Source organism: Mycobacterium sp. (genome assembly GCF_035499775.1).
In the GTDB taxonomy this organism is placed as follows: domain Bacteria; phylum Actinomycetota; class Actinomycetes; order Mycobacteriales; family Mycobacteriaceae; genus Mycobacterium.
The window spans coordinates 19,628-36,713 of record NZ_DATJYB010000229.1; the positions used below are offsets into that span (position 1 = coordinate 19,628).

General features: G+C 66.3%; 16 protein-coding genes and 1 pseudogene. 12 read left to right on the top strand and 5 right to left on the bottom strand.

Going from position 1 to position 17,086, the window contains the following annotated elements; translation table 11 throughout:
- Positions 1–15 precede the first annotated feature (15 nt).
- Positions 16–624, bottom strand: coding sequence for a hypothetical protein (locus VML93_RS15370; protein ID WP_325611885.1), 609 nt, complete (start codon positions 622–624; stop codon positions 16–18).
- 75 nt (positions 625–699) lie between these two features.
- On the opposite strand from VML93_RS15370, the gene VML93_RS15375 reads away from it, so the two are divergent.
- From VML93_RS15375 to VML93_RS15395, 5 genes are all read left to right on the top strand, one after another.
- Positions 700–1,545, top strand: a complete 846-nt coding sequence (locus VML93_RS15375; protein WP_325611887.1) for an SDR family oxidoreductase — start codon at positions 700–702, stop codon at positions 1,543–1,545.
- A complete protein-coding gene (locus VML93_RS15380; protein WP_325611889.1) occupies positions 1,542–2,894 on the top strand; it encodes a wax ester/triacylglycerol synthase family O-acyltransferase in 1,353 nt (450 codons plus the stop codon). The genes VML93_RS15375 and VML93_RS15380 overlap by 4 nt, the downstream gene beginning before the upstream one ends.
- Positions 2,891–4,840 (top strand): hypothetical protein, encoded by a 1,950-nt coding sequence (locus tag VML93_RS15385; RefSeq protein WP_325611891.1) that lies wholly within the window; start codon positions 2,891–2,893, stop codon positions 4,838–4,840. Before VML93_RS15380 ends, VML93_RS15385 begins: the two co-directional genes overlap by 4 nt.
- A 124-nt stretch (positions 4,841–4,964) precedes the next feature.
- Positions 4,965–5,756, top strand: a complete 792-nt coding sequence (locus VML93_RS15390) for a hypothetical protein (protein WP_325611893.1) — start codon at positions 4,965–4,967, stop codon at positions 5,754–5,756.
- 20 nt (positions 5,757–5,776) lie between these two features.
- Positions 5,777–7,264: a flavin-containing monooxygenase gene (locus VML93_RS15395; protein WP_325611894.1), complete on the top strand. Its 1,488-nt coding sequence runs from the start codon at positions 5,777–5,779 to the stop codon at positions 7,262–7,264.
- Here the strand turns inward: VML93_RS15395 and VML93_RS15400 are convergent.
- The 3 genes from VML93_RS15400 to VML93_RS15410 all read right to left on the bottom strand — a co-directional run bounded on the left by VML93_RS15400 (position 7,231) and on the right by VML93_RS15410 (position 8,962).
- Positions 7,231–7,644, bottom strand: coding sequence for a DUF4267 domain-containing protein (locus tag VML93_RS15400; RefSeq protein WP_325611896.1), 414 nt, complete (start codon positions 7,642–7,644; stop codon positions 7,231–7,233). The genes VML93_RS15395 and VML93_RS15400 overlap by 34 nt on opposite strands.
- A 79-nt stretch (positions 7,645–7,723) precedes the next feature.
- Positions 7,724–8,584, bottom strand: coding sequence for an FkbM family methyltransferase (locus VML93_RS15405; RefSeq protein WP_325611897.1), 861 nt, complete (start codon positions 8,582–8,584; stop codon positions 7,724–7,726).
- A 111-nt stretch (positions 8,585–8,695) separates the two neighbouring features.
- Positions 8,696–8,962, bottom strand: coding sequence for a hypothetical protein (locus tag VML93_RS15410; RefSeq protein WP_325611899.1), 267 nt, complete (start codon positions 8,960–8,962; stop codon positions 8,696–8,698).
- 37 nt (positions 8,963–8,999) lie between these two features.
- On the opposite strand from VML93_RS15410, the gene VML93_RS15415 reads away from it, so the two are divergent.
- The 6 genes from VML93_RS15415 (at position 9,000) to VML93_RS15440 (ending at position 15,368) form a co-directional block, all read left to right on the top strand.
- A complete protein-coding gene (locus tag VML93_RS15415) occupies positions 9,000–10,730 on the top strand; it encodes a patatin-like phospholipase family protein (RefSeq protein WP_325611902.1) in 1,731 nt (576 codons plus the stop codon).
- A 45-nt stretch (positions 10,731–10,775) separates the two neighbouring features.
- Positions 10,776–11,438, top strand: coding sequence for a DUF732 domain-containing protein (locus tag VML93_RS15420; protein WP_325611903.1), 663 nt, complete (start codon positions 10,776–10,778; stop codon positions 11,436–11,438).
- A gap of 128 nt (positions 11,439–11,566) precedes the next feature.
- Positions 11,567–12,784, top strand: a complete 1,218-nt coding sequence (locus tag VML93_RS15425) for a hypothetical protein (protein ID WP_325611912.1) — start codon at positions 11,567–11,569, stop codon at positions 12,782–12,784.
- Positions 12,781–13,926: a sulfotransferase gene (locus VML93_RS15430; protein WP_325611905.1), complete on the top strand. Its 1,146-nt coding sequence runs from the start codon at positions 12,781–12,783 to the stop codon at positions 13,924–13,926. Before VML93_RS15425 ends, VML93_RS15430 begins: the two co-directional genes overlap by 4 nt.
- A complete protein-coding gene (locus VML93_RS15435; protein WP_325611907.1) occupies positions 13,923–14,549 on the top strand; it encodes a TetR/AcrR family transcriptional regulator in 627 nt (208 codons plus the stop codon). The genes VML93_RS15430 and VML93_RS15435 overlap by 4 nt, the downstream gene beginning before the upstream one ends.
- 15 nt (positions 14,550–14,564) lie before the next feature.
- Positions 14,565–15,368 (top strand): SDR family oxidoreductase, encoded by an 804-nt coding sequence (locus VML93_RS15440; RefSeq protein WP_325611908.1) that lies wholly within the window; start codon positions 14,565–14,567, stop codon positions 15,366–15,368.
- Between the two features lie 3 nt (positions 15,369–15,371).
- Here the strand turns inward: VML93_RS15440 and VML93_RS15445 are convergent.
- Positions 15,372–15,524 (bottom strand): annotated as a pseudogene (locus VML93_RS15445) (LLM class F420-dependent oxidoreductase); the annotation flags it as partial.
- Between the two features lie 299 nt (positions 15,525–15,823).
- Between VML93_RS15445 and VML93_RS15450 the strand changes: the two are divergent.
- Positions 15,824–17,068, top strand: a complete 1,245-nt coding sequence (locus tag VML93_RS15450) for an IS110 family transposase (protein WP_325611910.1) — start codon at positions 15,824–15,826, stop codon at positions 17,066–17,068.
- Positions 17,069–17,086: the final 18 nt, after the last annotated feature.

A 17,086-nucleotide genomic window follows, 5' to 3' on the forward strand; every position in this document is an offset into this window, starting at 1 on the left:
CCGCGCTACTGCCGGTTAACTGGATGTCGGGAGATCGAGCGCGCGACCGATCGTCACGATGGCCTCGATTAGCGTTCGGCGGTCGACGTCGAGATTGCCGTCGAGCCAAGTGGTTACCAGGTCGGTGACGCCGGCAACGATGATTCTGGCGACCAGCCGGCGTTGCACAGCGTCGGTGAATCCGGCGGTCAGAGCGTCGTCGGCCATGACATCGGTGAACGCGACGATGGCCTGTTCACGACGCGCGTTGAGGGCCGGCACGGCGGGCGCCGCGGCGTAGAGGCGCGCCCGTCTGGGGTCGCGGCACAGGGTACTCACCAACACCTCGGCGATGGCCCGGGCCCGCGCCTCACGGTCATCAGGCAGGTCCGCATTGCGAATTTGCACGGCGACGTCTCTCAACAGCTCATCGAGCGCCGCGACGAGGACCGCGTCCCGGTCGGTGAAGCTTTCGTAGAAATAGCGCTTGGTCAACTTGGCCGTGGCCGCCACCGACTCCGCGGTCACCGCGGGTGTGCCGTCGGTGCCGACGAGGTCCAAACACGCGTCCAGCAACATCTGCCGACGCTGCTGACGGCGCTCATCGGCGGGGACGCCCCGGTAGCGCCGCTCAACTTCCGTCATGCAGACATCTTGACACGGTTACGTGTCAGAATCTACTCTGACACGCATCCGAGTCAGATTGACGGAAGGTCTCCCATGAACACACCGCTATCAGGGCGGGTCGCCGCCATCACCGGTGGCGCGCGAGGCATCGGCTACACGATCGCCAAGGCGCTCGTTGCGCGCGGCGCGCGAGTGGCGCTGAGTGACATCGACGAACCCGCGCTGCAGGCCGCGGCCGCTGAGTTAGGCATCCAGACCTATGGCCGGCTGGACGTCACGGACGCCGACGCCTTCGGCGCTTTCCTGAGTCGGGTCGAACAAGAGTTGGGCCCGCTGGACATATTGGTCAACAACGCCGGCATCATGCCGACCGGACCGCTACTCGAGCAGTCCGACGCGCTGACCCGCCGGATTGTCGACATCAACGTTCTCGGCACCATCAACGGAACGAAACACGCTCTGGCGCTGATGGTTCCCCGTCACAGCGGCCACATCGTGAACATGGCCTCCACCATGGGTGAGGCCGCAGTCCCAGGCCTGGTGGTCTACAACGCGAGCAAGGCCGCGACGATCGCGTTCAGCGACGCCACCCGACTCGAATTCCGCAAGAGCGGCGTCCACATATCGGCGATCCTGCCCGGTGCGGTCAACACCGAACTCGCGGCGGGGATCCAGGGTCCTCGCGGCATCAAGAACGTCGAACCCGACGATGTCGCCGAGGCAGTGATCCGGACCTTGGAAGGCGCCAAATCGCGCCCGCGCGTTTACGTTCCGCGTGTTGCCGGTGTCCTGATGCGCACGCAGCGATTCCTGCCCCGGCCGGTCAGCGAGGCCGTGTATCGCGCTTTCGGTGCGGAGTCGGCGGTGCTGAGCCGCTCCGACACTGCCAGTCGCGAGGCGTATCTACGTCGTCTCCAGGTGCCTGGCGGATCCCGATGAGCGCATTGCTTCGGCCGCTGGACGCGGGCTGGTTGTGGCTGGAATCGCCCACCAACCTGATGCACGGCGCGGTGCTGTGCGTCTTCGATCCCCCCGAAGGCGCGGCGCCCGGGTTCGTGGCGGACCTGGTTGCCCGGATGCGCTCGCAGACCAGCGCTGTCGCGCCGCACAATCAGCGACTCAAGGCTTCCGCCCTCGGACGTCTTTGGCCCCAATGGGAAACGGTTGACCGCATCGATCCGGATCGGCACATCGTGCATCTGGCCCTCCCCTCACCCGGTGGCGACCGAGAACTCGCGGTCCTGATCTCCCAACTGCAGAGCACCGCGTTGGACAAAACCCAACCGCTGTGGTCGCTGCATGTGATCGAGGGATTGCCCGAGGGCCGGTTCGCGATATTCGGCAAGATGCACCACGCCATGGCCGACGGTGTCGCCGCCCTGGCCATGGTGGACGCCTGGCTGTCCGACGATCCGGACACCCGCAACCTGCCACCGTTGTGGGCAGCGAAGCCGAACCGCCGCACGAAACCCGCGGAACCCAGGCCCGCGGCCGGTCTGGCCGCGCAACTGGCCGCAGCACCAAAGCTTTTCAACGCCACCGCCCGCGCCGCGTACAAGGCCATGACCGGTGTGTCGGCCCGACCGTGGAGCGCCCCACACTCCCCCATCAACACCCCGATCACCGCTCGGCGCCGAGTGGCCACTCAGGCATTCGAGTTGGACCGGTTCCGAAACCTGGCGAAGCGGACCGAGACGACCATCAACGACGTGGTGTTGGCGGTGTGCTCCGGTGCCCTGCGTCGCTACCTCGACGAAATCGGCGGCCTGCCGGACCGGCCGCTGATCACCAACATCCCGGTTTCGCTTCGCCAATCCGATGCAAAAGCCCAGGGCGGCAACGCGATCAGCTGGGCCATGGTGTCGCTGGCAACGGACATCGAGGACCCGCGCGAACGGCTGGCGGTCATCAGTGCCGCGACCACGCACGCCAAACAAGAACTGGGCCTGATGGGCGCCACAATCGACACCTACACGTTGCTGGCGGTTACGCCGATCCTGGCCGAACAGATCGCCGGCCTCGGCGGACACATACCACCGATGTACAACGTGCCGATCTCCAATGTGCCGGGTCCGCGGCAACCGAAGTATCTCGATGGTGCGTTGTTGCGCGAAATCTATGCATTGACCGTGCTCTACGGTGGCCAGGCGCTCAACATGGTCGTGGTCTCCTACACCGACCGGTTGAACTTCTCGTTCACCGCGTGCGCCGATGCGCTGCCGCATGTGCAACGGCTTGCCAGTCACTGTCGTGACGCACTTTCCGAACTCGAGAGGACGACACTATGACCAGCACAACCCATTCTCAGGCAGAAACAGACATCGCACTCATACCGGAACGCGATCGCCCGGACGGCCCGGTGACCACACGCCGGCTGCGGCGCACCGTCGCGGTGTACGGCGCGGTCGCGGCGGCGGGAACCGCGATCGCGATCACCGCCGGCCGGCGGCCCGTCGCCAATTTCGGTGTCGGCCTCGTCGCCCCCGGCGCCGGCTACCTTTCGGCGGGAAAGCCGTTGTCGTACGCATTGACTCAGCCCGCCTTCCTAGCGTCTCTGGGGCTCTGGCTCGGCTCCGGCAATGTGCTGGCTCCGCTGACAGTCTGGGGTGCGACCGCGGCGGCCAGCAGCCGTCATCGGGTGCGGTTGCGTGCGGCCCGCGCCGTTGTTCCGGCCGCGGCCGCGGCGACCCTCACGGCGGCGCTGCGGGTGCGGGAGCGCGGATTCCGTCGAGCCGTCAAGCGCCGTGACGAACGCAACGCACGCCTGCGCGAACTGGGCGCCACCTCCGCACAACCGGCCCGGACCGCACCGGCAACGTCCACGGCATTGCCTGAAGTCGGAGAACTCTCCGCCGACCAGCTCGCTCTTCAGCGCTACTTGCTCGACCGTGCCCTGCAGCCGGTCGCCGAGTTCGGCGGGTTCGACCGCATCGAGCAGTTCCAGACGTCATCGATCCGCTATCAGGTCACCTGCGCCGGGTTAGCCTTGGCGGCAGCACAATACGACTACACCCCCGCCTTTGCCGGCTACGTCAACGCGGCCCAGCGGAATCTGATCGCCAAGTGGCAGGAACGGGTGTGCTGGTCGTATTGGGCCAAGGAGAGCATGTGGGGGCACCTGCGCTACAACCCCGACCCGGTCCGCAAAGACAACATCATGCTGACCGGCTGGTTGGGCTACCAACTCGCGTCGTACCTGTCGAACACGCATGACCCGCGCTACCTGAGCAAGGGGTCGGTGACCTTCACCCACCCACGCGGCAGGCGCTTCGAGTACGACTTCGGCTCGCTCACCGAGGCGCTGTTGTCGAACTTCCAGCGTTCCGATTTCACCCTCTACCCCTGTGAGCCGAACTGGATCTACGCATTGTGCAACGGTTTTGGCATCTTGCCGCTGCCCATACACGACCGTCTCTATGGCACCGGCTACACCGAACAGATCCTGCCCGGATTCCGGCGCGGGTTTGAGAACGAGTTCCTCTCCACCGACGGACGCACGATCGGCATCCGTTCGGCGTGGACCGGGCTCACCGTGCCCGCGATGACGTCGGTCATCTCCGACGCCAGCGTGATTTGGCAACTGGCCCCGGTGTTTCCGGACATCGCGCGACGGCAGTACGAGATCCTTCGCCACGAATGGGTACGGCTGAATTCCGACCGGACGCTGAGCCTTGACCTCAAAGGATGGGACAAGATCGACACCGGCAACTACCGGCGCAGCAGCATCAGCGCGTTGTTGTGGATGCGCGCCGCCGCCGCCGAACTCGGTGATTCCGAAGTTGCTGCGGCCGCGCAGTTGTCGATCGAGCGTGAGGCGCCGCCGATCGTCGCAGCCGGTGTGCGCTCCCACCCCGGCGTCTCCGCCCAGGGAACCTGCGGGCTGTTCTTGGCCTCGACCGCCCGCGAGAACAGCCACTTCAACCGGGTGAACCGGGGCATGCCCGAACAATGGCTTGCCGGACCGATTCTCGAAGATGCCGACTACCCCGAGGTGTTGGTCGCCCGTGCGGTCACCGATGGCGCCGCGCTCGATCTGGTGCTGCGACCCGGCGTCGGCAAGGCCCGGCAGACGCTGACCATCGGCCGCCTGCGGGCGGGCCATCGATACCGCACGCACGGCGCGGTCGACGCCGAGGTCACCGCGGACGTGCACGGAAACGCCTGCGTTCACGTAGATCTCGAAGATCGGCACGAACTGCGTATCGTTCCGACCGGCCGGACGGGACTCGACTAATGGCGTGCTGTGTGCTGGTGGGCTATTTCGTCGGCCGCGCGGTGAACCGATTTCGGCGCACCCGGCCCGCCGACACCGTCGCGCCGGCACGATACCGGGCGTCCAGAAATTCAGGAGCTTAGCAATGGTCATCCAACAAAGCCGTCCCTCGCCGAGGACATGGTTGCTGGCAGCAGTGGAGTTGACCGCGGCGCTGATCGCCGCGCGGCTGATCATCTGGGCCAGCCGCCCGCCGTGCCCGTGCCCGCACCATCACCATCAGCACGGGATGCCGAAAACATCAGCACCGCTTATCCATTGGGGCTGGATCGAATACGGCTCACTGGGCGTTGCCGTGGCGGCACTGGGTTGGTGGTTAGTGCGCCGTGATGCCCGCGCAGCCGTCGTGTCCGCCGCGGCGCTCGCCGGATTCGCCGCGTCGCCCGCCGTGCGCGGCCTTGCCTCCCATTCCCATCTCATCGCGATGGTGGCACTCGAACTGCTGATGGTGGCCTGTCCGCTATTGCTTTTGAGGGCGCGGCCCCGTCCCAGCGTGGCGCGCCCTGCCCTTGGAGTTGGTTGGACGATCCTCGCGTCCGTGGCCGCAGTGTTCTATGCCGGGCTACTCGTCGTGATCCACCTTCCCGCGTTGCACAGCCACAGCACAGCGCCGACCTGGGTGGCGCTGTTCGCGCTGGCCATCGGAGTCGCCTACTGGTTCGGCGTGCTGTGCACGGCGGAGCGCATGCCGACGCGAGCCCGGCGCGCGATGCTGCTGGGAGCGCAAGAAGTCGCGGCGTTCATCGGCTTGCTGTCGTTGTTCGGTGCCTGGGGAGCCACGGCACATACCTCGCCGTGGGACCAGCGCCTGGGCGGCCTCTTCATGATGGCCACCTGTGCGGCCGTAGCGGTCCCCCTGGCGCGAAAGATCAGGTAAACGCGTGCGACAGTTCCTACATGACGAAGAGCGTCGCCGTCATCGGAGCGGGACCGGGCGGATTGGTCGCGGCGCGCTGGCTGCTGGCGCGGGGCTTCGAGCCGACGATCTTCGAGCAAAGCGCAACGCTGGGTGGTCAGTGGGCCGGGATTCCTGGTCACAGCGGCGTCTGGCCGACCATGCACACCAACACCAGCCGCATCTTGACGGCCTTCAGCGACCTCCCAAACGAGAGCGACCATGTCTACCCGTCCAACCGCGAGGTTCTCGACTACTTGCATCGCTACGCCGAGACGTTCGGCCTGACACCACGCATCCGGTTGGGCACGCGGGTCGAACGCGTGAGCCGCGACGCAACCGGATGGCTCGTGCGTCACTCCGGCACCGACGCGAGATTCGAGCGAATCGTGGTGGCCAGCGGCAGGTTTCATGCGCCCTCGGCCCCACACGTTCCGGGGCTCGACACCTTCGCCGGCGCACTGGGTGTGATGTCGACCTACGACTACCGCGGGCCTGAGCCATATCGCGGGAAGCGTGTTCTGGTGGCGGGCGGCGCGATCAGCGCGCTGGAGATCGCAACGGGAGTAGCCGAGTTCGGCGCGGCGCGCGTGGTGGTGACCCAGCGCCGACAGCGATACGTCCTGCCGAAGTACGCCGCCGGCGTTCCCTCCGACCACTGCATCTTCACCCGATACGGCACCCTGGCCAGCGAGGCGCTCCCCGAATCGGAGATCGACCGGCAGCTCAAGGAACTGGTGGTCGAGGCCGGGGGAAGCCCGGAGCAGTACGGCGCGCCCGCGCCGGACCCGTCGTTCTTCGCCGCCGGCGTCACCCTCAACCAGGTCTACCTGCCTCTGGTCGGGGAGGGCCGAATCACGGTGCGGCCGTGGATGAATGACGTGATCGGGTCGGCCGTGACCTTCGCCGACGGCCACACCGAAGAGTTCGACGGGATCGCGCTGGGCACCGGCTTTGAACTGTCCCTGCCATTTCTGAGCGACGAGATCCGGGCCATCCTGGATCTCGACACGGTGCACCTGGAAACCGACCGCTACACGTTTCATCCCGATCTTCCCGGGTTGGCCTTCATGGGCATGTGGGACCAGTCGGGCGGTTACTTTGTGCCGCTGGAACTTCAGGCCAGGTGGATCGCCTACACGTGGGGCGGCGCCGTCCCGCCACCGAGTGAGACCGACCAGCGAACGGCGATCGATGCCTATCGCGCGCGGCGCGCGATGTCGCAGAAAACCCGGATGAACCTGGTTGCCTTGACTTTCGCCCGAGCGGCCGGCGTCGAGCCGCACCTGGACAACTGGCCGCACTTGCGCCGCGCCCTGCTGTTCGGACCGCTGGCACCGAGCTGTTTCCGGCTCGAGGGCCCGGACGCGCAACCCGACGCGCCGGACCGGTTCGCCCGTGACGCCGCCGCGTTCGGCGCGATCACGTCCAACGAGCCGACCGAGCGGGAACGCCGCTACTGGTCGCTTGTGGCAGCCACCGCCCGCTGATCAGCGCCGGTGGTCCGGCGCGCCGCTCCCCAGAGTCCGACGCCGACGCCGACGACGGCACCGCCCAGGCCGATGATCTGTTGGGAGCGCTTCATCTCGTCGTGCACGCTCATCCCGCCCAGCAGGTCGGACGCGTCGGCGCCGGCGGACGCCAGGAACCAGCCGCGGCTGTTCTTGCCCCGCAGCCCCGACGTCAAGAGCAGCCCACCGATCAAGGCGTCGCGGTAGCCCATCGACCGCAACAGCAGCCGCGCCGTCGGCGACGACTCTTCGGCGTCTGCGCCCCAGAGCCGGTTGGCGCGGACGGGGTCCACCAGAAACGAGATGCCCGAGGCAAGCCGGATGCTGCCCGCAATGAGCGCGGCACGGTCGATCGACATGGCGGCAGCCTAACCGCGCCCGTGTTCGAAAGTGAAGCTGGTTCCGGGGTCGACGGACTCGGCCTAGTTCATTCGGAGGTCATTCAGACGGACACAATTTGATGTATCGCTCTTTGCTTCCGGCGTCCAGCGCCTGTCGCTCCTCCAGCAGGCTCACACACCGCGCCGCCAAGTCGAACGACCCATAGCAATAGTGCGCTACCAAGGCCAAATGCTTGAGCTGCTCATCATTCATGTCCACTCGGAAGAAGTCCCGCACATAGACGAAATCCGCTTCCAGGACTTGGCGGGCACGCTCGCCCGGGTGGCCGCCGATGTTCCACACCTTCAACTCGGTGAAGTAGTGCGGAATGAATCCCTGACCACGTAGCTCTACATCAATCTCCCCGAATGAGGGTTGATTCTGATACCAGTTGATGAACGACACCTCGGTCTGAATTGCCACAGCCTTGGCCAGCTTGTTGTGCCCGTTTTGGAACACGGACAGTTCACTTCCCTGGATGTCGATTTTCAGGAAGTCGAGGTGCTCGATCTCGCTGATGTCGTCAAGCCGCCGGGTTTCAAGTGGGACACGCTCAAGGACCTCCGCCGAATTTTCGGCATCGAGCAAGCCCAACGTTATCGGGTCGGGTTCGAGCAGGCTCGTCATCCCGGACGCGCGACACACCTTCAAAGTGTGTTGGTTGCCGTCGCCCACCGCGTGCGGTAGATACAACTCGTTGGGGCCACGAATTCTTTGCAGCTCGAGAAATGCGCTGCGCTGGGGCTCGAACCCGGTCACATGGCATAAGCCGGCTTTGAGCATCCGTAGGTAGGGCGGGCGGAAATGGCCGCCGAGGCGGTTCGCCCCGATGTCGACTACGTGTGTGAGACGGGACGGGGAGAGCAGGTCCAGCACATGGTTTGGGGGTTGCGACTCGGAGAGCAGGTCATACACCACGCTGGTCAGTCCATGATCACGAGATGCTCGTACCGTATTTGGTCACGCGGTCACCCTACCCCGGGCACGTCGTAAAGCCCGTCCACCGAAATGGCTGCAGAGCCTGCCCGATTACGGGGCCGGGCACGCGTCCGCGATTTGCAACGAGGCCGGCCAAAACACCGTCGTCAACCCGAAGGCCCCGACGTCAGCGCCGGCCGGCAGCACCGTTTCCAGCCGCGTCTGAATCTGCTGAGTCTGCTCGGGGTGCGCCACTGTCCACGCCACGCCGATGCACAGGTACGGAATCGCCAGCCAGAAGCCCAGTTCGAGCAGTGCCGCGATGCTGACCTGGCGGTTCAGCACCTGCTGAAGCTGAGCCATCACGCCTTGGGCCATGCGTTGACGCTACGCCAACATGAGAGGGTTGGTCCCTATGCAGATCCCGTTTGCCGACGCGCTGCGCAGCCGCTTGACCGGGCGCGGGCCCACGTTCGAGCTCATCGACGAAGGCCTCGAAGACCTCGAAGACGTCGAAGACCTCGAAGACGAAGCCGCCGACGAGTCGCTCGAGACGGTCGACCTACCGGCCGCCGAGCCCGCCCTGCTGCTGCAACGGATGGAAAACCGGCTGGTCCGGCTGCACCTGTCCACTCCGGACGTGCTTAGCAGCCAGGAGCTGCGCAAGCTGCGCTACATCCTCAACTTCGTCAGGCTCGCCGACTTCGAGCCGGGCGCCGCGGGTCCGGGCGGGAGCCGCGGGCGCGGGGACATCTCGGTCGGCGCGGAAGTGGCGCCGTGGCGGTCCAGGGTCACCGACGCGCTGTACGGACCACTGCGCGAGGAGCGTGACCCGGTCACGGCTCTGACCACAGCACGAGACGCGCTGGCCGTTCTCATCGACGACCAGGACGACCAGCGGCGGGTGCTCGTCGAACGCCACGGGAACGACTTCTCCAGCGCCGAACTCGACGCCGAGGTCGGCTACAAGAAGCTCGTCGCGGTCCTCGGCGGCGGCGGTGGCGCAGGCTTTGTCTACATCGGCGGCATGCAGCGGCTGGTGGAGGCCGGCCAGCTGCCCGACTACATGATCGGCTCGTCGTTCGGGTCGATCATCGGCAGCCTGGTGGCCCGCACCCTCCCGGTGCCGATCGAGGAGTACATCGAGTGGGCCAGGACGGTGTCTTATCGGGCCATCCTGGGACCTGAGCGGGTGCGCCGCCGCCACGGCCTGGCGGGCCTGTTCGCACTGCGCTTCGACGAGTTCGCTCATGCCCTGCTCAGCCGCGAGGACGGCGAGCTGATGCGCATGTCCGACCTGGCGATCCCGTTCGACGTCGTGGTCGCCGGCGTGCGCAAGCAGCCGTATGCGGCGCTGCCGTCCAGGTTCCGCCGTCCCGAACTGGCGGCCCTGCAGGGGCGGTCACTTCCGTTCATTCCGATCGGTATCGGCCCGCGGGTGGGAGCCCGGATGTGGCAAGTGTCGGCCTTCATCGACGTGCGGGTCGTCAAGCCGATCGTGATCAGCGGTGACGACCCGGCCCGCGACCTCAATGTCGTTGATGCCGCGTCGTTTTCGTCAGCGATTCCCGGCGTCCTGCACCACGAGACGAGCGAGCCCGCCATGGTCCCGATGCTGGACGCACTGTGCGACGAGAAGGACATCGCGGCCCTCGTCGACGGCGGCGCAGCAAGCAACGTCCCCGTCGAACTGGCCTGGAAACGAGTCCGCGACGGAAAGCTCGGCACCCGCAACGCGTGCTATCTGGCGTTCGACTGCTTCCACCCGCAGTGGGACTCGCGGCACCTGTGGCTGGCCCCGATCCTGCAGGCGATCCAGTTGCAGATGCTGCGCAATGCGCCCTATGCCGATCACCTGGTCCGGTTCCAGCCGACGCTGTCGCCGCTGAACCTGGCGCCCTCGGTCGCGGCCATCGACCGCGCCTGCAAGTGGGGACGCAATAGCGTCGAGAAGGCGGTTCCGGTGACCTCGGCGCTCCTGGAGCCCACCTGGTGGGAGGGCACAGCCCCACCAGTCCCCGCGTCCGCAGCCACTCAGGCAACGGCGCACGCGAAGTCCGTGGCGTCGTCGATGAGCTCGGTGATGGCAGCGATTCAATTGCCGACGAATCGTTTCGCGCGGTGGCGTGACCGCCACCTGACTTGATGCCGCGGGCGCGGGCTTGCGCGTTCGGCGGTTAACATGACCCTCATGGCCAAGCGGGCCCGACGGCCTTCCGACCCTACTCTCGCCGCCGCCCTGGACGGTGGCCGCACGGTTGCCGCCCCCGCAGAGGGTGGGCAGACCAGCGCGGTGCCGAACACCAGACCCACCGACGCGGTCGAGCTCGCTTGGTCGACCGGCGACGTCCTGGGCGACGAGAACGACCACGAAATCCCCGCCGAAGCGCCCCGCTCCCGCGAACCGGCGAACGTCAGCCAGTCCTGGGGCGCCACGTTGCGCATCGCGGCTCTACTGATCGCGGGTGGTCTGGTGTTGGCCGGAGGGATTGTGTTGGGGCGTTCGACGTTGACGTCGGGGAGCTCTCCGACCAGCGCCGCGCCGACGTCGAGTGCAACTTCGGCCACATCTTCGGCTACCGCCGCCGCCCCGGTGTCGATCACCTCCACCCTCGATCAGGACAACAGATTCACCGACGCCCTCAACGAAAACGGCATCAAGGGCCTCGATCCGCAGCAGGCCATCACCACTGGCAAGCAGGTCTGCCAGGACATGTACCGAGGGGTGAAGCTGGAGGCCGAAGTCGACGCGTTTCGCGCGGCGCAGCAGAAAAACCTCGACCTCGCCACCCGCGCCGACGACTTTGTGAAAATCTCCATCAACGCGTACTGCCCGCAATACGCCCCCCACTGATTTGTCAGGGGCCATCGAGTATTGACAACCTGCCCGGTTGGCAGCGATAGTGATTCGGCGTTAAATGAAAACATTGTTCTCAGATAAGACGCTCTCCCGGAGGAAACGTGAACGCTGCGCAACGGCCGATGGCGTGGTTGCCGCTGTCGATCGCCGAGGCGTCGTTGTCGGCCCCACCAGAGGGCGACCCGGACCTGCCGCAGGCATGGTCGCATCTGACGCGCAGGCTGGGGGAAGCGGCACAGATCGTGGAATCCGATGCGGGAAACCGGAATCGGGCCGATTTCGCGGCGGGTATGCGACACCTGCTGGTGCTGCTGGCGGCCGGTGTCGACGAGGCGTTGCGATTCGATCCGGATCCGGTTCTGGCTGTCCGGCGCACCAGCACCGACGACATCGTGACGTGGGGCATGGAGTGCCCGGACTGCATCTACACGCGCGCCACGATGCGCGGCGGTGAAAGCTATCGCGTGTTCGGCAACCGTGGCACCGCCCGCTACGTCGGACTGCAGACGATGAACGGGATCGCCTCGACCGCAAACGAATTGGTCGACGAACTCGAGGTGGACGCCGACGGCAACTTCGAGGTCGTGCTGTCCGCCGACAAGCGGGACGGAAACTGGATGCGCATCGAAGGCGCCAACCCCACCCTGACGGTGCGGCACTTCTTTTACGACTGGGACGCCGAGGTGCCGTCGTCGCTGCACATCGAACGCCTCGGCGACGCAGTCGAAACCGGCGACCCCGGCTTTAACGCCACCCCGGCTCCGGACATTGCGCTGTCCCGGCAGCTGGTCGCCCTGGGCGATTTCGTACACGACAACCTGCAGTTTTTTCTGCAATTCGGTGCGGCGGCACCGGCCAACGGCTTCCTGCCCCCGATCGACCGCACCGCGATGGGCGCGGCCGCGGAGAACAAGCCCGTTATCGGCCGCTGGGAACTCGCTCCCGACGAGGCGCTGATCCTCGAGGTCGAACCACCCGAGGGCGTCTATTGGAGTTATTCCGTCGGCAACCCGTGGTGGGAAACGATCCACTACGGTCGCCACCAGTCCAGCCTGAACGCCCATCAGGCCGCTGTGGACGCCGACGGGCTGGTCCGGGTAGTCCTGTGCGGACGCGACCCCGGGGTGGCGAACTGGCTCGACACCGCCGGCTACAGCAACGGCCCGATGATCCTGCGCTGCGTGCGCACCACAACGGCACCGACACCGAACTCCCGGCTGGTGTCGGTGGACGACGTTGCCTCGGCGCTGCCGGCCGGGACCGCGAGAATCACCCCCGACGAACGCGCATCCGTCCTTGCGCAGCGCCGCCGGGCAGTACAGGAAAGGTTCGCACTATGACGTTTTCGGCCGATCAGCTCGAAGACGGTGCCCGCGCCGCGACCGGCCTGGACGACTTCGGCTCGCCCTATTACCGGGAGGGGCTGGAGCGCACCGTTGCAGCGTTGAACACCGAAGCCGGGCTCTCCGAGCTGGGCGAGGTCATCCAGCACGCCACCATCAGCAACGCCCTGATCCAGCGCCTCAAGATCGAGGACACCTACAAACAGCACCCCGAAATCGACGACGAGGTCGTCGGCGGCCCGGTTTTCGTGATCGGACTGCCGCGCACCGGGACCACGGCACTGAGTCAGCTGGTGGCCGCCGACCCGCAGTTCCGCTCGTTGCGCATGTGGGAGTCCCAAGCCCCTACCCCGCCGCCGGAGGCCGCGACCCAGCACACCGATCCCCGCATCGCGCAAGCCGAAGCGGGCCTGAAGATGCTGCACGACATGTTTCCGTTGATGAAGACGCTGTACAACTCCGAGGCGACGGCCCCCACCGAATGCCAGGACCTGATGGGCATGAGTTTTCGCACCTTCCATTTCGACGGAGTGGTCCGGGTCCCGGGTTACCTTGCGTGGCTGATGGATTGCGACATGCGCGAGACCTACACGTTCCATCGCCGGGTGCTCAAACTCCTGCAGTGGCACTGTCCGCCGGTACTTTGGCACCTCAAGACACCGGTGCACATGTTCGCCCTCGACGCTCTGGTCGAGGCGTACCCCAACGCCAAATTCATGTGGAGTCACCGTGATCCGGCCAAAGTCATGGGCTCGGTGTGCAGCCTGATCCGATATGTGCGCAGCTGGAGCAGCGACCGCGACGATCCCGAAGAACTCGGCGCCGAACAGCTGGACAGCTGGGCCGAGGGGGTGCGGCGGGCAATGGACTTCCGCCGGCGGGTCGGTGACGATCGGTTCGCCGACGTCGCCTTCGCGGATCTGCAGACCGACCCGGTGAAGACCCTGGCGGCCGCCTACGAAACGCTGGGCCTGGACTTCACCGACGCCACCGTCGGTTCGGTCGAGCAGTGGGCCGCCGAGCACAAACCCGGCTCCCGCGGTGCACACGACTACGACCTGGCCGACTACCGCCTGACGCCAGAGGGTGTCCGCGAACGGTTCGCCGAATACCTGCGAACCTATGACGCCAGCGCATGACCCGACCGGCAACCCGGCGCCGCAACAGGCTCGCCCCGGACCCCGACGTGCGCCGGGCCATCTTGACCGCAGCGTCGAAATCCGTTCGCGAGCAAGGAGTCCGAGGGCTCAGCATCGCTACCGTACTGGACCGCGCACAGCTGAGCACCCGCGCGTTCTACCGCCATTTCGAATCGAAGGACGAGCTGGTCGCAGCCGTCTTTCTGGAGATGGCGCGCGTTGAAAAGCAAAGGCTGAGAAGGAAAATGGCGGCAGCCGACGGCCCGGTCGAGGCGGTGGCAGCCTGGATCGACGGACGACTGGATCTGGCGTTCGACGACAACATCAAATCCGATCTGCGCCACCTGTCCCTGGAGGCTCAATCGCAGATGTTCGCCTCACCCGAGCTGATCGCGCCCGCATACGCCCAGATGCTCGAGCCTCTCATCGAAGCGCTTCGGCATGGCCTCGAACAAGGTGTGTTTCACGACATCGATCCGGTGGCCGACGCGCAAGCCATTCAGGGCGTCGTGTGGGCGTGCACCGAACGACACTGGGCGACAGGAGATTCCGAACGCGCCGCGGTCCGCCAACGGGTGCTCCGGTTCTGCCTGCGTGGACTGGGCGAAGCCAAGCATCATTGATCGGAAAGGAGCAGCATGGACCTGGGTTACAGCGGAGCGAAAGCGGTCGTGACGGGCGGCAGCAAAGGCATGGGGCTGGCCATCGCGCAGACCCTGGCAACCGAGGGGGCCAGCGTCGCCGTCATGGCTCGGGGCCAGGCGGCGCTCGACGACGCGGTGGATAAGCTTCGGCAGGCCGGCGCTCCGGACGCCGTGGGAATCAGCGTGGATATGACCGATGCCGCATCCATCACCGCCGGCTTCGCCGCCGTGTCCGAACGCTGGGGACACCTGAACAGCCTGGTGCACACCATCGGTCCGGGCGACGGATATTTCGAGCAGATGGACGACGCGGACTGGGACGCCACCTTCACGCTTGGCACGATGTCGGGGGTGCGCTCGATTCGCGCCGCGTTGCCAATGCTGCGCGCCGCGCAGTGGGCTCGCATCGTCACGCTGTCCGCACACAGCATTCAGCGGCAGAATCCGCGTATCGTCGCCTACACGGCATCCAAGGCGGCGCTGTCCAGCGTCACCAAGAACTTGTCGAAAAGCCTTGCCAAAGAAGGCATTCTGGTGAATTGCGTCTGCCCGGGAACCATCGTCACGGCCAGCTTCACCGAAAACCTCAAAGACATCCTGGCCGCCGAGGGCCTCGATGCCACCAACCCGTACGACGTCATGACCTGGATCGACAAGTACTTCCATCAGCCTTGCGACCTCGGCCGGGCCGGACTTCCCGAAGAGATCGCGTCCATCACCGCCTACCTGGCGTCGCAACGCAACGGCTATGTCACCGGCGCCACGGTGAACGTCGACGGCGGCTCGGATTTCGTCTGACCGCTAGCCGACGTTGGGTTTGATCTCCTCGATCACCCACTGGGCGTAATCGAGATACTCGTCGACGTCGCGTACGGCGGGCACGGGCACCGCGCTGTAGGTGGCCCCCTGCTCGGCGAGCCAAGTCAGGCGATCGACGAGCTGCTGGGCGCTCACTGGTGCACCATCCTCGTGTCGGTGATCTTCTTCGAGGCTTTCCTGGTGCACCATCCGGTGTGTCGGTGGTCTCGGATGGATTGCCGATGCACCCGAGGTGGCTGCTGGCTCATCGCCCTGCTCGCTCGACACGTCTGATGTCCAGCATGAGTTCTGCGGGGGTCGGCGGTTACCCGGAGCACGCCGACCGTCGACAGGGCTAAGCGCCGGTGAGCGCCGCACAGTGAGCGAACGAGCAGTCGTGCCCCGGTACCGCACGAGGGTGCCTCCCCACTGGGCTTAGCAGCGAGGAGGCTGTCATGAAGTCTGCCCGAAACACCTTGCCGATGGAACCCGTCAACGGCGTCACCTGCGGAATCGACTGGGCTCGCGATGATCACGCGGTATCCATCGTCGATGCCCGCGGTCACGAGAAGGTGCGTTGCACCATCGACCACGACGCTGCCGGACTGCGCGAGTTGCTCGCCGTGCTCGACCGCGCCGGCGCTCGCGAGGTCGCCATCGAGCGTCCCGACGGCCCGGTCGTGGACACCTTGCTCGACGCCGGTGTCACGGTGGTGGTGATCAGTCCCAACCAGGTCAAGAACCTGCGCGGCCGTTACGGCTCGGCCGGCAACAAGGACGACCGATTCGACGCCTTCGTCCTGGCTGACACCCTGCGCACCGACCGCGCCCGGCTGCGCCCGCTGCTTCCCGATACGCCGGCCACGACCGCCCTGCGCCAAACCTGCCGTGCCCGCAAGGATCTCGTCGCCCACCGCGTCGCGGTGGCCAACCAGCTGCGAGCACACCTGAAGATCGTGTTCCCCGGCGCCGTGGGTTTGTTCGCCGACCTCGACTCGCCGATCAGCCTGGCGTTCCTGGCCCGTTTCGACTGCCAGGACCGAGCCGATTGGCTGTCGGTCAAACGTCTGGCCGCCTGGCTGGCCAGCGTCGGCTACAGCGGCCGCACTCATCCCCGCGAGCTCTACCGCCGCCTGAGTACCGCGCCGCGGGCCACCACCGGGACCGACGGCACCGCCACCACTAGGGCCTTCGTCGCGGTGCTGGGCAGCCTGGGTGCAGAGATCAAGACCCTCGACGCCGACATCGCCGAACAACTCAGCAGGCATGCCGACGCGCAGATCTTCACGTCCTTGCCGCGCTCGGGGACCTTCCGGGCCGCACGTCTGCTCTCCGAGATCGGGGACTGCCGCGCCCGATTCCCTACCCCCGAGGCGTTGGCCTGTCTGGCCGGCGTAGCCCCCTCCACCCGCCAGTCCGGGCAGGTCAAACACGTCGGATTCCGTTGGGCCGCAGACAAACAACTCCGCGACGCCGTCTGTGATTTCGCCGGTGACAGCCGACGCGCCAACCCCTGGGCTGCCGACCTCTACAACCGGGCCCGAGCCCGCGGACACGACCACCCCCACGCCGTCCGCATCCTCGCCCGCGCCTGGCTCTACGTCATCTGGCACTGCTGGCAAGACAACACGACCTACGACCCCGCCAACCACCGGGCACTCCAATATCTGCTCAACCGACCCCAACCCGGGCCGGCTTGACACAGGGCAACTCATGCG

Coding starts and splice junctions, on each gene's coding strand:
- VML93_RS15420 (WP_325611903.1), top strand. CDS start 10,776: ATGGCCAAGCGGGCCCGACGGCCTTCCGACCCTACTCTCGCCGCCGCC.
- VML93_RS15425 (WP_325611912.1), top strand. CDS start 11,567: ATGGCGTGGTTGCCGCTGTCGATCGCCGAGGCGTCGTTGTCGGCCCCA.
- VML93_RS15370 (WP_325611885.1), bottom strand. CDS start 624: ATGACGGAAGTTGAGCGGCGCTACCGGGGCGTCCCCGCCGATGAGCGC.
- VML93_RS15410 (WP_325611899.1), bottom strand. CDS start 8,962: ATGGCCCAAGGCGTGATGGCTCAGCTTCAGCAGGTGCTGAACCGCCAG.
- VML93_RS15375 (WP_325611887.1), top strand. CDS start 700: ATGAACACACCGCTATCAGGGCGGGTCGCCGCCATCACCGGTGGCGCG.
- VML93_RS15395 (WP_325611894.1), top strand. CDS start 5,777: ATGACGAAGAGCGTCGCCGTCATCGGAGCGGGACCGGGCGGATTGGTC.
- VML93_RS15390 (WP_325611893.1), top strand. CDS start 4,965: ATGGTCATCCAACAAAGCCGTCCCTCGCCGAGGACATGGTTGCTGGCA.
- VML93_RS15415 (WP_325611902.1), top strand. CDS start 9,000: ATGCAGATCCCGTTTGCCGACGCGCTGCGCAGCCGCTTGACCGGGCGC.
- VML93_RS15440 (WP_325611908.1), top strand. CDS start 14,565: ATGGACCTGGGTTACAGCGGAGCGAAAGCGGTCGTGACGGGCGGCAGC.
- VML93_RS15380 (WP_325611889.1), top strand. CDS start 1,542: ATGAGCGCATTGCTTCGGCCGCTGGACGCGGGCTGGTTGTGGCTGGAA.
- VML93_RS15385 (WP_325611891.1), top strand. CDS start 2,891: ATGACCAGCACAACCCATTCTCAGGCAGAAACAGACATCGCACTCATA.
- VML93_RS15450 (WP_325611910.1), top strand. CDS start 15,824: ATGAAGTCTGCCCGAAACACCTTGCCGATGGAACCCGTCAACGGCGTC.
- VML93_RS15435 (WP_325611907.1), top strand. CDS start 13,923: ATGACCCGACCGGCAACCCGGCGCCGCAACAGGCTCGCCCCGGACCCC.
- VML93_RS15430 (WP_325611905.1), top strand. CDS start 12,781: ATGACGTTTTCGGCCGATCAGCTCGAAGACGGTGCCCGCGCCGCGACC.
- VML93_RS15400 (WP_325611896.1), bottom strand. CDS start 7,644: ATGTCGATCGACCGTGCCGCGCTCATTGCGGGCAGCATCCGGCTTGCC.